The organism is Sphingomonas sp., from assembly GCF_965248875.1.
Lineage (GTDB): Bacteria > Pseudomonadota > Alphaproteobacteria > Sphingomonadales > Sphingomonadaceae > Sphingomonas.
On record NZ_CBDFKR010000011.1, the window covers coordinates 966,511 to 979,154 of the forward strand.

The 12,644-nt window shown below is 69.5% G+C and carries 12 protein-coding genes and 1 tRNA gene; 10 read left to right on the plus strand and 3 right to left on the minus strand.

The features are described from left to right. Positions 1-46 precede the first annotated feature (46 nt). The 9 genes from ACP2AD_RS11845 to ACP2AD_RS11885 all read left to right on the plus strand — a co-directional run bounded on the left by ACP2AD_RS11845 (position 47) and on the right by ACP2AD_RS11885 (position 8,944). A complete protein-coding gene (locus tag ACP2AD_RS11845) occupies positions 47-763 on the plus strand; it encodes a hypothetical protein (RefSeq protein ID WP_425230256.1) in 717 nt (238 codons plus the stop codon). A gap of 37 nt (positions 764-800) precedes the next feature. Continuing rightward, positions 801-1,922, plus strand: a complete 1,122-nt coding sequence (locus ACP2AD_RS11850) for a CaiB/BaiF CoA transferase family protein (protein WP_425230257.1) — start codon at positions 801-803, stop codon at positions 1,920-1,922. Further along, on the plus strand, positions 1,923-3,041 hold the full coding sequence (locus ACP2AD_RS11855) for a CaiB/BaiF CoA transferase family protein (protein WP_425230258.1): 1,119 nt from the start codon (positions 1,923-1,925) through the stop codon (positions 3,039-3,041). Positions 3,042-3,093: 52 nt separating this feature from the next. Further along, positions 3,094-3,858, plus strand: coding sequence for a class II aldolase/adducin family protein (locus ACP2AD_RS11860; RefSeq protein ID WP_425230259.1), 765 nt, complete (start codon positions 3,094-3,096; stop codon positions 3,856-3,858). A 130-nt stretch (positions 3,859-3,988) separates the two neighbouring features. After that, on the plus strand, positions 3,989-4,555 hold the full coding sequence (locus ACP2AD_RS11865) for a (2Fe-2S)-binding protein (protein WP_425230260.1): 567 nt from the start codon (positions 3,989-3,991) through the stop codon (positions 4,553-4,555). Between the two features lie 123 nt (positions 4,556-4,678). Continuing rightward, positions 4,679-5,737, plus strand: a complete 1,059-nt coding sequence (locus tag ACP2AD_RS11870; RefSeq protein WP_425230261.1) for an RcnB family protein — start codon at positions 4,679-4,681, stop codon at positions 5,735-5,737. 97 nt (positions 5,738-5,834) lie between these two features. Next, positions 5,835-6,512, plus strand: a complete 678-nt coding sequence (locus tag ACP2AD_RS11875) for a prolyl hydroxylase family protein (RefSeq protein ID WP_425230262.1) — start codon at positions 5,835-5,837, stop codon at positions 6,510-6,512. Between the two features lie 277 nt (positions 6,513-6,789). Further along, positions 6,790-8,544: a single-stranded-DNA-specific exonuclease RecJ gene (gene recJ, locus ACP2AD_RS11880; RefSeq protein ID WP_425230263.1), complete on the plus strand. Its 1,755-nt coding sequence runs from the start codon at positions 6,790-6,792 to the stop codon at positions 8,542-8,544. A gap of 13 nt (positions 8,545-8,557) precedes the next feature. After that, entirely contained in the window at positions 8,558-8,944 is a 387-nt protein-coding gene (locus tag ACP2AD_RS11885) for a VOC family protein (protein WP_425230264.1), read from the plus strand. Between the two features lie 89 nt (positions 8,945-9,033). Here the strand turns inward: ACP2AD_RS11885 and ACP2AD_RS11890 are convergent. The 3 genes from ACP2AD_RS11890 to ACP2AD_RS11900 all read right to left on the minus strand — a co-directional run bounded on the left by ACP2AD_RS11890 (position 9,034) and on the right by ACP2AD_RS11900 (position 11,779). Then, positions 9,034-9,108 (minus strand) — tRNA-Glu (locus tag ACP2AD_RS11890). 13 nt (positions 9,109-9,121) lie between these two features. After that, entirely contained in the window at positions 9,122-10,222 is a 1,101-nt protein-coding gene (gene dinB / locus ACP2AD_RS11895; RefSeq protein WP_425230265.1) for a DNA polymerase IV, read from the minus strand. A 6-nt stretch (positions 10,223-10,228) separates the two neighbouring features. After that, complete coding sequence (locus ACP2AD_RS11900) at positions 10,229-11,779, minus strand: acetolactate synthase large subunit (protein WP_425230266.1); 1,551 nt, start codon at positions 11,777-11,779, stop codon at positions 10,229-10,231. 110 nt (positions 11,780-11,889) lie between these two features. Here ACP2AD_RS11900 and ACP2AD_RS11905 point away from each other — a divergent pair, with 110 nt between their 5' ends. Next, positions 11,890-12,597, plus strand: coding sequence for a cytochrome b (locus ACP2AD_RS11905; protein ID WP_425230267.1), 708 nt, complete (start codon positions 11,890-11,892; stop codon positions 12,595-12,597). Positions 12,598-12,644 lie beyond the last annotated feature (47 nt).

Consider the following 12,644-nt stretch of genomic DNA (forward strand, 5'->3'; position numbering starts at 1 on the left):
CCGCTAGTGTCGCGCCCCGGGCGCGGGGGCGCTCGGGGGAAGCATCTTGGACCAGCACCCACCGGCGCTGCGCGGCAGCCGGTTCTTCGCGGTCACGGCGATCGCCATCGCGCTCCTGGTGGTCGCCAGCTTTCCCGTGACTTATTTCATGCCGCTCGCAACGGGCGCGCACTTCACATTGCTACGGCATCTTCACGGCCTCGCCTTCTTCGGCTGGATCGGCCTGTACGTCGCGCAGACGCTGTTGGTGCGGGCCGGCAGGATACGCCAGCACCGCGGCTGGGGGCAGACGGGAATCTGGCTGGCGGGCGCGATGCTGCCGCTGGGGCTGTGGCAGGCGGTGACGTCGGCCGGAGAACGCCAGACGAAGGGCGTGGCGCTGCCGTTCGAGTTCACGCTCTACAACCTTGTCGACATCTGCGTCTTCACGGTCGCATTCGGCTGGGGAATCGTCGCCGCGACGCAACGGATCGAATGGCACCGCCGGCTGATGTTTATCGCCGTGCTCAATCTGTTCGGCCCGGCCTTTTCGCGCGTGCTGCTGCACCTTCCCCTGCCCTATCCCTGGCTCGACATGACGCCCAACCTCGCCGCCGATGCGCTGCTGGTCGCGCTCGCTGTCCACGACCGGCGCCCGCTTGGGCGCGTGCATGCCGTTACCGTCGGAGCGATGGCCTTGCTGATCCCGCTTCATGCAGTGGAGCCGTTGATCGCGCGCAGCGCCGCGTGGACGTCGATCGCGCCGCGTCTGTTCGGTTTCTGACCAGCCAGCGCCGCGCGCGCAACCGGGGACATGGGCGATGAAGGGAGCGCCCCTCGCCGGCCTGAAGGTGGTCGAGCTCGCCCGCATCCTCGCCGGGCCGTGGGCGGGGCAGGTGCTCGCCGACCTCGGTGCCGAGGTGGTCAAGGTCGAGAGCCCCGAGGGCGACGACACCCGCACCTGGGGCCCGCCCTTCATCACCAACCCCGACGGCTCCCAGACCGCCGGCTATTACCACGCCTGCAACCGCGGCAAGCGCTCGGTCGTCGCCGACTTCGTCACGCCTGAGGGGCAGCAGGCCGTGCGCGACCTCGTCGCGGATGCCGACGTGCTGATCGAGAACTTCAAGGTCGGCGGCCTCGTCAAATACGGGCTGGATTATGCCAGCCTGTCCGCACTCAACCCGCGGCTGGTATATTGCTCGATCACCGGTTTCGGCCAGGACGGGCCCTACGCAAGCCGGGCAGGCTACGACTACATCGTCCAGGGGATGAGCGGGATCATGGACCTGACCGGCGAGCCCGACGGCCAGCCGCAGAAGATCGGCGTCGCCTTTGCCGACATCATGACCGGACTCTATGCGGTGATCGGCATCCAGGCGGCGCTGGCGCAGCGGGAGCGGACCGGGCGCGGACAGCTGCTCGACCTGGCGCTGCTCGACACCATGACGGGCGTCCTCGCCAACCAGGCGATGAATTACTTCGTCAGCGGCGACACCCCGCCCCGCGTCGGCAACGCGCACATGAACGTCGCGCCCTATGCAGTCTTCCCGACGAGCGACGGCTGGTTCATCCTGGCGGTCGGCAACGACGCGCAGTTCCGCCGCGCCTGCGCCGTGCTGGGGCTCGGCGAGCGCCCGGGCTGGGCGACCAACGCCGGGCGGCTCGCCGACAAGCCCGCGCTGTTCGCAGCGATCGAGACACTGACCCGGCTCCGCACCCGCGACGACCTGCTTCACGCGCTCGAAGCCGCGGGGGTTCCCGCCGGCCCCATCAACACCGTCGCACAGGCGTTCGCCGACCCTCAGGTGATTGCGCGGGGCATGCGGATTGAGGTCGCACGCGAGGACGGCACGGTGCTGCCCGGCCTGCGCACGCCGATCCGGTTCTCCGACGCCGAGCTGGCGCTCGGGCGGGCGGCGCCGTTGTTAGGAGGAGGATAGATGGCCGACGCACCGCTCAAGGGTATCCGCATTGTCGAACTCGCCGGGATCGGCCCCGGTCCGTTTGCGGGGATGATGCTCGCCGACCACGGCGCGGAGGTGATCCGCATCGACCGGGGCGGGCGCGGCGGCTTCTCCACCGACGCGAAGGATCCGCTGCTCCGCTCGCGCCGTTCCGTCTCGCTCGACCTCAAGCAGCCCGGCGCCGTCGCCGCCGTCCGCCGCATCGTGGCGCAGTCGCACGGCCTGATCGAAGGCTTCCGCCCCGGCGTCACCGAGCGACTGGGGCTCGGGCCGGACGTGCTCCTCGCCGACAATCCGCGCCTCGTCTATGGCCGCATGACTGGCTGGGGCCAGACCGGGCCGATGGCGAGCGAGCCCGGCCACGACATCAACTATCTCGCCATCTCCGGCGCGCTCCACGCCTTTGGCCGCGCTGGTGAGAAGCCGACGCCGCCGATCAACATGGTCGCAGACTTCGGCGGCGGCGGCATGATGCTGGCGTTCGGCATGCTCGCGGCGCTGCTGCATGCGCAGAAGACCGGCGAGGGACAAGTGGTCGACGCGGCGATGACCGACGGCTCCGCGCTGCTGATGAGCATGATCTGGGGCTTTCGCGCGATGGGCCGCTGGGGCGACCGGCGCGGCGAGAACATGCTCGATACCGGCGCGCATTTCTACGACACCTATGCGACCAGCGACGGCAAATGGGTCAGCCTGGGCGCGATCGAGCCGCAATTCTACGCGAAGCTGCGCGCCGTCATGGGCCTCGATACGCCCGAATGGGACCGGCAGATGGACCCGCGCAGCTGGGGCCCGCTGAAGGCCGCATTGACCCGGCGGTTCGGGGAGAAGACGCGCGACGAATGGGTCGCCGCCTTCGCTGGCCACGACGTCTGCTTCGCCCCCGTGCTCGGCTTCGACGACGCGCTGGCCGACCCGCACAACCGCGCGCGCGCCACCTTCGTCGAGGCGGGGGGGATCACCCAGCCCGCGCCCGCCCCGCGCTATTCGGTCAGCGAGACGGTTGCCCCGGCGATGAGCGGCGAGCGCGACGACGCTGCGGTACTCGCCGCGCTCGGGTTCGACGCGCAGGAGATCGTCGCGCTCGGCCATTGATCGCCCCCCGCCCGCCATGCGATAGGCGGCGCACGATCAGGAGAGTTCCGCCATGGCCACCCAGCTGCGCAGCAAGCCCACCATGTCCACCGCCGAGTGGGAGGCGCGCCAGGAGCTTGCCGCCTGCTATCGCGTCTTCGATCACATGGGCTGGTCGGAGATGATCTTCAATCACATCACGTTGAAGATCGCGGGTGAAGAGGGCGCGTTCCTCATCAACCCTTACGGGCTGCACTTCTCGGAGGTGTGCGCGTCGAACCTCGTCAAGATCGACATCGACGGCAACAAGCTGGACGACAGCCCCTATCCGGTCAACCGCGCCGGCTTCGTCCAGCATGCGCTCTTCCACCGCCACCTGCCCGACGCGCACTGCATCGCGCACACCCATACCACGGCGGGGATGGCGGTGAGCTCGGTCGAGGGCGGCCTGCGGTCGGTCAATTTCTACGCCTGCAACTTCGCCAACCAGATCGCCTATCACGAGTTCGAAGGGGTCACCGTCCGCGACGAGGAGGGCGAGCGGTTGCTCGAACATCTCGGCACCAAGCGCATGATGCTGCTCCAGAATCACGGCATCCTGGTCATGGGCCGCAGCGTGTCCGAGACGTTCGTCAAACATTGGGCGCTGCAGCGCGCCTGCGAAATCCAGATCGCTACCGCAAGCATGGGCAAGCCGATCGAAGTATCCCCTGAGGTCGTCGCCGTGCACCAGCGCGACCTCCACCAGTCGGCAGTTCCCGGCATGCTGCCCGGCAAGGCCGAGTTCGACGCGATGGTGCGGCTGGTCGACCGGAAGGACACGAGCTGGCGGAACTAGTCGAAGGCCAAGGCGCGGCTACGACCGTGCCGGTAGGCGACAGCGCAGCGCCACGCCCGGCCGGTGGGCCGGCACCGCGGAAACCGTTCGACGGTGGCTTGCCGCCAGCGCGCCGGCGGGTGAAATCGTCTTGACCCGCTTCACCGTCAACAACCAGCCCGTCGAATACCGCCTCGACCCCGCTACCCCGCTGCTGTGGGCGCTGCGCGATGCTTCCAACCTGACCGGTGCGAAATACGGCTGCGGCACCGGCCATTGCGGCGCCTGCATCGTTGATGTCGACGGCGCTGCCGTGGCGTCGTGCCGAGTCACAATCGGCGAGATCGAAGGAAGCTACGTCACCACGATCGAGGGCCTGTCGCGTGAGCGCAGCCATCCGCTCCAGCTCGCCTTCATTGCCGAGGGTGTCGTGCAGTGTGGCTACTGCATCAGCGGCATGATCATGCAGGCCAGCGTGCTGCTGCGCAAGAACAGCAATCCGTCGGAGGCGCAGATCAGGGAGGCGATCACCGTGCTGTGCCGCTGCGGCGTCTATCCGCGCCTAGTGGAGGCGATCGGCCGGGCCGGACGGGCGCTGCGTGGCGAAGAGGTGATCCCCGCCGGCTTTCGTCCCGGCATCGACCCGGCCGACGCGGCGCGACAGGTTCCGGCGCTGGTTGCGCCGGGCGTGGGGGCACGGGCGACAGGCGGAAGGTAGCCGGCCTCCCATCCTTTCTACACGCTGTCAGCTCAATTCAGCTTCGCCTCACCCCGACTCGCGCATTGCACTTTCATCGTCAGGGCCGGCTTGTGCGCCGGCAGGCTTGAAGTGAGGCGTCACATGAAGAAGTGGGTGATCGGAGCGTTGCTGGCGGCGACCGCCTGGGCGCCGGCGCAGGCGCAGGACGGCGGCTGGCACGGCCGTCGCGGCGGCGATAGCGGCGGCCAGCAGGGCGCGCGGCCGCAATGGGGCGGCGGGCAGAATGGCGGCGACCGGAATGGCGGCCAGCAGCAGCGGCCGGAACGTCCGACCGTCGACGCGCAGGCGCAGGCCCGAGCTCAGGCGCAGCCGCAGCAGGGCGGGCGCGGCGGCGACGGCAATGGCGGCTGGCGCAACCGTGGCGGTGGTGAGGCGCAGGCTCAGGCACAGGCGCAGGGTCAGGACCAGGCGCGCGGATGGCAAAACCGCGGCGGCTGGCAGGGTCGCCGCGACGGGCAGGCTGGCGTGCAGCAGCAGTTCGGGCAGCAGCAGCAGTTCGGGCAGCAACAGTTCCGGCAGGACCAGTTCCGGCAGGATCCGGGTCGCGGCCGGCCGGCCTTCGAACAGGGGCGGCCGGATCAGTTCCGGCGCGACCAGTTCACGCCCGCCGACACACGGCGCGATCCGCAATCCAGCCGCTATGACAAGGGCGCCAACGGGTTCGGCAACCGCGGCAGCGACGATCGCAGCTTCGGCAACCGCAATTTCAACGGCCGCGGGTTTGACAATCGCGGCAATGATAACCGCAATTTCGGCAGCCGGGGCTCCTACGGGCGGGGCTCCGATGGGCGAGGCTTCGACGGGCGGGGCTTTGACGGGCGGGCGGGCGGCTGGAACCGCGACTGGCGGCGTGACCGTCGCTACGACTGGGGCGGCTACCGCGCACTGAACCGCAGCGCCTATCGGCTGCCGCGCTACTACGCGCCCTATGGCTGGGACTATGGCTACCGCCGCTTCTCGATCGGCATCACGCTATCGTCGGTTCTGTGGGGGGAAAACTACTGGATCGACGACCCATATGATTATCGGCTGCCCCCCGTGGACGGCCCCTATCGCTGGGTGCGTTACTATAACGATGCCTTGCTGGTCGATCTGCGCAGCGGACAGGTCGTCGACACGGTCTACGACATATTTTGGTGACGGTGCGGCCGCGCCCGGATTGCGCGAGCGATCCGGGTGCGGCTTGCATGGCTTTGACCTTGAACAGCCGCCGCACGCGGCGATAACGCTATGTCCCATGTCTCTCTTCGCCCGCGCCAAACCCGCCACCTCCAAGATCCGTGAGCTTGCCGGCCTGTCCGTCGCCACTCGGCTCGACGCCAACCCGCAGGTCCGGCGCGCGCAGATCGACACAGCGCAATTCTATTACTGCCCCGATTTTCTGGATGCCGCTCGCTGCGAGGATCTGGTGACGATGATCGACGCCAACCGGCGTCCGTCCACACTGCTCGCCGACCGGCCGGAGGCGAACTTTCGGACGTCCGACAGCTGCGACATGGACCGCTGGTCGCCACTGGTCCGCCCCACCGACGAGTCGATCGCGGCGCTGCTGGGCCTCGACGCGAGCCACGGCGAGACGATGCAGGGCCAGCGATATGCGCCAGGGCAGCAGTTTCGCGCGCACCACGACTATTTTCACGTCGGCGAGAAATACTGGGCCGATGTGGCAAAACAGGGCGGCCAGCGCACCTGGACCGCGATGGTCTACCTCAACGACGTCGAGGAAGGCGGCGCGACCTGGTTCCCGCAGGCGGGGATCAAGGTCAGCCCCAAGCGCGGACTGCTGCTCGCCTGGAACAACATGAACCCCGACGGCAGCCCCAACGACAAGACCCTCCACGAAGGCATGCCGGTAGTCGCAGGCGTCAAATACATCGTCACGAAATGGTTTCGCGAAGGCAGCTGGATGCAGTGAAGCGCATTCTCCCCCCGTTTTGCGGAAGAGGGCGCCCGGTTGCGTAGCGAGCGGGTAAAGGGGGGCGCCGCCTGAGACGTGATCGTCCCACCGTCACGCGTTTCGGGCGCGCCGCCGCCGGCGCGCGAGGCAGACGAGTGCTGTCCTACACGCCGCATCTGTGCCAAGCCCCGCGCATGCGCAGCCACACGCCTGTTCCGGCTTCGTTTCACCGCACCACGATCCCGGCGTACGCAAAGATGCATGCGATTTGCCGCAACTTGGACAACTTGCACGCATGACCCCGGTCCTCGGCATCACGGCCTCGATCCTCGGCCAGCCCTGGCGTTGGCGCGCGCTGTCCGCCGACACGCGCGAGGGGCTGGGCAACGACGATCTTGTCGATCAGCTGCTCCTTGCTCGCGGCGTCGCGCGCGAGGCGCTGGCGGAGCACCGCACGCCGTCAATCCGCCGGTTCATGCCCGATCCTTCCTCGTTCCGCGACATGGACACCGCCGCCGCGCGGCTCGCCGATGCGGTGCAGGCAGGTGAGCGGGTCGCGATCTTCGGCGATTACGATGTCGACGGCGCGACCTCGGCCGCGCTGATGACGCTGGTGCTGCGCGACCTCGGCCTGGCGCCCGTCGTGTACATCCCCGATCGCGTGACCGAGGGCTATGGTCCGTCTGGCGCGGCGCTGACCCGGCTTGCGACGGAGGGTGCGACGCTGATCGTCACCGTCGACTGCGGCGCGCAGGCGTTCGACGCGCTGGCGGCGGCACGCGACGTCGGCGTCGACGTAATCGTCGCCGACCACCACCAATGCGCGAGCACGTTGCCGCACGCGGTGGCGGTGGTGAACCCCAACCGCGTCGACGAGGAGGGCGGCCGCGACCACGGCCACCTGGCCGCGGTCGGGGTCTGTTTCCTGCTGCTGGCGGCGACGCTGCGCGTGTTGCGGGGACGCGGCTTCTTCGCCGACCGGGCCGAGCCGAAGCTGCTCGACCATCTTGATCTGGTCGCGCTGGGCACCGTCGCCGACGTCGCGCAGCTTCGCGGGCTCAACCGCGCCTTTGTCGCTCAGGGGCTGAAGGTGATGGCTGGACGCCGCAATATCGGGCTCGCCGCGCTGATCGAGGCATCACGGCTGACCCGTGCGCCGACCTGCAGCGACCTGGGCTTCGCGCTGGGTCCTCGGATCAACGCCGGCGGCCGGGTCGGGCGCGCCGATCTCGGCGTCAGGCTGCTGACCACCGGCGATCCCGCTGAGGCGCGCGTGCTGGCGCAGGAGCTGGACGGCCTCAACGGCGACCGGCGGGTGATCGAGGCGGGGGTGCAGGAGGCGGCGGAGACGCTGGCGGCGAATGGACGTCAGGTCGCCGTCGCCGCCGGCCATGGCTGGCATCCCGGCGTCATCGGCATCGTCGCCGGGCGGCTGAAGGAGAAGCTCGGCCGCCCCGCCATCGTCATCGCGATTGACGAGGCGGGGGTCGGCAAGGGCTCCGGCCGGTCCATCCCGGGAGTCGATCTCGGCGCGGCGGTGCTCGCCGCGAAGGAGGCGGGGATCGTCAGCGCGGGCGGCGGCCATGCGATGGCGGCGGGGCTGACGGTGGCGGCGGATCGCGTCGGCGAGCTGGCCGATTTCCTGGAGCACCGGCTTGCCGAGGCGGTGGCGCAGTCGAGCGAAGGCCGTGCGCTGCTGGTCGACGCGGTGCTCGCAACGCGCGGAGTTAATCCCGAACTGGTCGGCGCGATGGACGGTGGCGGTCCCTATGGCGCGGGCTGGCCCGCCCCGCGCGTCGCCGCCGGGCCGGTGCGGGTGGTCCGCGCCGAGGTGGTCGGCAACGGCCATGTCCGTTGCATCGTCGCGGGCGACTGCGGCGCGAGCCTGAAGGCGATGGCCTTCCGCCATGCCGAAACCGCGCTCGGCCAAGCGCTGCTCGGCGCGCCGCCGCACCGCAAGCTGTGGCTGGCAGGCCGCGCGAAGCTGGACGACTGGGGCAGCCGCCCCGCCGCCGAGCTGCACGTCGAAGACGCGGCATGGGCCGACTAGGGGACGGATCAGTATGTTCAGCCACGTCACGCTAGGCAGCGCCGACCTCGACCGCGCGGCGGCCTTCTATCGCCCGGTCATGGCGACGCTCGGCCTGATCGAACCGTTCGCGCTCGACCGCGCGCTCGTGTTCGGCGAGGTGATGGGCGCAAAGCTCTTCATCGGCGCGCCCTTTGACGGCAACCCGCCGAGCCACGGCAACGGCACCCATGTCGCGCTGCTCGCCGGCAGCCGCGCCGCCGTCGACGCCTTCCACGCCGCCGCGCTGGCCCACGGTGGCAGCGACGAGGGTGCGCCGGGCCCGCGGCCGCACTACCACGCGAACTATTACGGGGCCTATGTCCGCGACCCCGACGGCAACAAGCTCCAGGCCGTCTGCCATGCGGCGGCGGCAGTGTGAATGAAGGTCGGGTTTTGCGTGAGGTCGCGCATCGCGCTCCCGTCACCAGCGGTACGGCAAACGCGCGCCCCGCGCGTTCTCCGTCTCGCTGGTGACCCCTACGGGGCTCGAACCCGTGTTTCAGCCGTGAAAGGGCCGCGTCCTAACCACTAGACGAAGGGGCCATGAGCCGTTCGCCTAAGCCGGGAGAGGCTCGTTGGTCAAGCCATCCTCCCCGAACAGCGGCATTCCCGCCCCCGCCCGCTCCTCGAAGCTCGACACCGTCACCCCCACCAGCCGGACGCCCTGGTCGGGCGGCATCACCGACCGGATCAGCGTCGCGCTCGCCGCCCGCAACGCCGCCTGCGTCGCGACCGCCGCCGGGAAGCTGCGGCTGCGGGTGATCTGGCGAAAGTCGGCGAACTTGACCTTGACCGTCACCGTCCGCCCGAATGCCTGCGCCTTGGCGCACCAGGCCCAGACCCCGTCCGCCTGCTCCAGTACCGCCGCCTCGATCGCCGCCGGGTCGGTCAGGTCCTGATCGAAGGTCGTCTCCGTCCCCGACGACTTGCGCTCGCGGTTGGGGTTGACCGGCCGCTCGTCCTCGGCGCGTGCGATGGCTTGATACCAGTCCGCGGCGCTGCCGAAATGCTCCTGCAGAAAGGCGAGCGGACGGGCGCGCAGGTCGCCGCCGGTCTCGATCCCCAGCGCCTTCATCCGCCGTGCGGTGACCGGCCCGACACCGTGGAAGCGCGCGACCGGCAGCGTCTCGACCCACGCCGCGCCCATCCCGGGCGTCACCGCGAACTGCCCGTCGGGCTTGCGATGGTCGGAGGCGAGCTTCGCCAGGAACTTGTTGTAGCTGATCCCCGCCGAAGCGGTCAGCCCGGTCTCGGTCAGGATGCGCGCCCTGATCTCCTTCGCCGTCGACCATGCGGTCAGCAGCCCGCATCGGTCCGCGGTCACGTCCAGATACGCCTCGTCGAGCGACAGCGGCTGGATCAGGTCGGTATAATCGGCGAAGATCGCATGGATTTGCCGCGATACCGCGCGGTACACGTCGAAGCGCGGCCGGACGAACACCAGTTCCGGGCAGCGCCGCAGTGCGGTGACGGACGGCAGCGCCGACCGCACGCCGAACGCCCGCGCCTCGTAACTCGCCGCCGCCACCACGCCCCTCGCCGCCGGATACCCGACCGCGACCGGCCGTCCCTTCAGCGCCGGGTCGTCGCGCTGCTCCACCGACGCGTAGAAGGCGTCCATATCGACATGGATGATCTTGCGGACGGGCGGCGGCATGACGCTCTAGTAGAGCTTGACCTCGATCAGCGACGGTCCGGCCCCGCCGAACGACCTCAGCATCGCGGCATGCAGCGCCTCGACGCTGTCGACCTGAACGCCGGGCACGCCCATCGACTTCGCCATCGCCACCCAGTCGATCGTCGGCCGGTCGATGTCGATCATCGCCAGCGCCTGTGGTCCCATCGTCGCGCCCGCGCCCATATTGGCGTATTCGGCCTTCAGGATCGCATATTGGTTGTTGGCGAAGATGATCGTCGTGACCGGCAGCCCCTCTCTTGCCTGCGTCCACAGCGACTGGATCGTGTACATCGCGCTGCCGTCGCCGACCATGCAGATCGTCCGGCGGTCGGGGCACGCCAGCGCCGCGCCGGTCGCGACCGGCGTGCCGTACCCGATCGAGCCGCCGAGATTGTTGATCATGTCGTGGGGCGCCGCACCGGCGGTATAGCCCATCGTCTCGCGCCCGGTCGTGAGCGATTCGTCGACGACGATTGCGTGCTCGGGGATCGCGGCCGCGAGCGCATGGGCGATGCTGATCGGTGATAGCGCGCCAGTCGGCACAGGCGTATCGACCCGCCGCTGGAACACCGGCGCGGCGCCGTCCAGCCCCAACGCCTCGGCCAGCATCGACAGCCCCAGCTCGCTGTCTTCGTCCCCCTCGACCAGGCTGTGGACCTGCGCGCCCGGCGCCTTGAGCAGGCTGGGCTGATCGGGGTAGCTGAAGAATGCGATCGGCTCGCGCGTCTCGACGGTGATAAGGTGCTTGAACGGCGCCAAAAAGGCGATCCCCGGCGCGACCGAATAGGGGATGCGCTCGACCGGCACACGCCCCGCCCCGCGCTCCAGCCGGTTCGTGAAGAACTGAGAAGCCAGGCGGCAGCCCGCGCCGGTCGCAACTGCGCCCGCTAGCTCCAGGGCCCGCCCCCGCGCTGCCCGGTTGGCGACGATCAGCAGGGCCGGTTCGCCCGACCGGAGCACCTGCGCGACCGCCTCCACCCGCGCCGGGTCGGGCGCCTTGCGCATCGGCGCGTCAAGCGCGGGCAGCCGCATCTCGCCCGCTTCCTGCCAAGCCGTGTCACCGGGCAGGATCAGCGTTGCGATCCGGCCCGGATGCTCGCGCGCCTTCGCGATCGCTGCCACGGTGTCCCAGGCGATCGTCCGCGATGACTCCGCGCGCCGCACCCAATGCGACAGCGGCCGCGCCAGCCCCTCGATGTCCGAATGGAGCGGCGGGTCATATTTCAGGTGGCTTGCCGAGTGCTCGCCGACGATGTTGACCATCCCCGACGACGCCCGCCGCGCGTTGTGAATGTTGGCCATCCCGTTCGCCAGCCCCGGGCCGAGGTGCAGGAGCGTCGATGCGGGCGTCTGCCGCATCCGGTACCAGCCGTCCGCCGCGCCCGTGCAGACGCCCTCGAAGAGGCACAGCACGCTCTTGATCCGGGGGTTGTCGAGCGCCGCCAGGAAATGCATTTCCGACGTGCCGGGATTGGCGAAACACACCTCCACCCCGCGTTCGGCCAATGTGGACACCAGGCTCTCTGCGCCGTTCATGCTCTCTCCTGCCCCGCACTCCGGACCGGCACGCTATAGCATCCCCACGGTCGCGGTTGACAGGCACGGTGCAGCACCGCTTGATGCGGGTGCAAGTGAAGGAACAGTTGATGGCGACCGCGGCCCGGGGCGATATGCGCGACCCGGCGATCTATGCCCGCTACACCCGCGTCGCGATCGCGCTGCACTGGGCGATCGCGGCGTTGATCGCGTACAACCTGCTGTCCGGGCTGCTGCGCGGCGCGCTGCCCAAAGGCTTCTTCGCCTTTCACATCTCGTCGGGGCTGACGATCCTGGCGCTGACGCTGGTCAGGATCGGCTGGCGGCTGACCCATAAACCCCCACCCATGCTGCCGATGCAGCCGTGGGAGCGATGGCTGGCGCATAGCGTCCACCTGCTGCTCTATGCGGCGATGCTGTTCGTGCCGTGGACCGGTTGGGTAATGATCTCCGCCAATCCCCCCGCGGGCTCGCCGGGCGCCGCCTATGCGCAGATCCAGCAGGCACAACGCGCCGCCGCGGAGGGCAGACCGGCGCCGCAATCGCGCAAACCGGCGCTGATCTGGGGGATCGCGCCGGTGCCGATGATCGCTCCGGTCGCCAATCTCGGCCGCCAGCCCGGCGGCGTTGCCGGCCAGCACGCCTTCCACGAACAGATGGAGGGCGTACACGAGAAGGTCGCCTGGATGCTGTTGTTCCTGCTGGTCCTTCACATTGGCGGCGCGCTGAAGCATCAGTTCGCCGATCGCGAACCCGAGTTGCGCCGCATGGGGTTGGGCAGGCGCCGCGCCGCCGAGGCGGACCTCGCCGCACCCTAGCAGCTGGGCCGGCACGGCGATCATCATGCCGCGCCCCGTGGCCGCAC

Bases quoted from the DNA above. Each gene is read 5' to 3' on its own strand.
- ACP2AD_RS11875 (WP_425230262.1), top strand. From the start codon at position 5,835: ATGTCTCTCTTCGCCCGCGCCAAACCCGCCACCTCCAAGATCCGTGAG.
- ACP2AD_RS11850 (WP_425230257.1), top strand. From the start codon at position 801: ATGAAGGGAGCGCCCCTCGCCGGCCTGAAGGTGGTCGAGCTCGCCCGC.
- dinB (WP_425230265.1), bottom strand. From the start codon at position 10,222: ATGCCGCCGCCCGTCCGCAAGATCATCCATGTCGATATGGACGCCTTC.
- ACP2AD_RS11870 (WP_425230261.1), top strand. From the start codon at position 4,679: ATGAAGAAGTGGGTGATCGGAGCGTTGCTGGCGGCGACCGCCTGGGCG.
- ACP2AD_RS11885 (WP_425230264.1), top strand. From the start codon at position 8,558: ATGTTCAGCCACGTCACGCTAGGCAGCGCCGACCTCGACCGCGCGGCG.
- ACP2AD_RS11855 (WP_425230258.1), top strand. From the start codon at position 1,923: ATGGCCGACGCACCGCTCAAGGGTATCCGCATTGTCGAACTCGCCGGG.
- ACP2AD_RS11900 (WP_425230266.1), bottom strand. From the start codon at position 11,779: ATGAACGGCGCAGAGAGCCTGGTGTCCACATTGGCCGAACGCGGGGTG.
- ACP2AD_RS11905 (WP_425230267.1), top strand. From the start codon at position 11,890: ATGGCGACCGCGGCCCGGGGCGATATGCGCGACCCGGCGATCTATGCC.
- recJ (WP_425230263.1), top strand. From the start codon at position 6,790: ATGACCCCGGTCCTCGGCATCACGGCCTCGATCCTCGGCCAGCCCTGG.
- ACP2AD_RS11860 (WP_425230259.1), top strand. From the start codon at position 3,094: ATGGCCACCCAGCTGCGCAGCAAGCCCACCATGTCCACCGCCGAGTGG.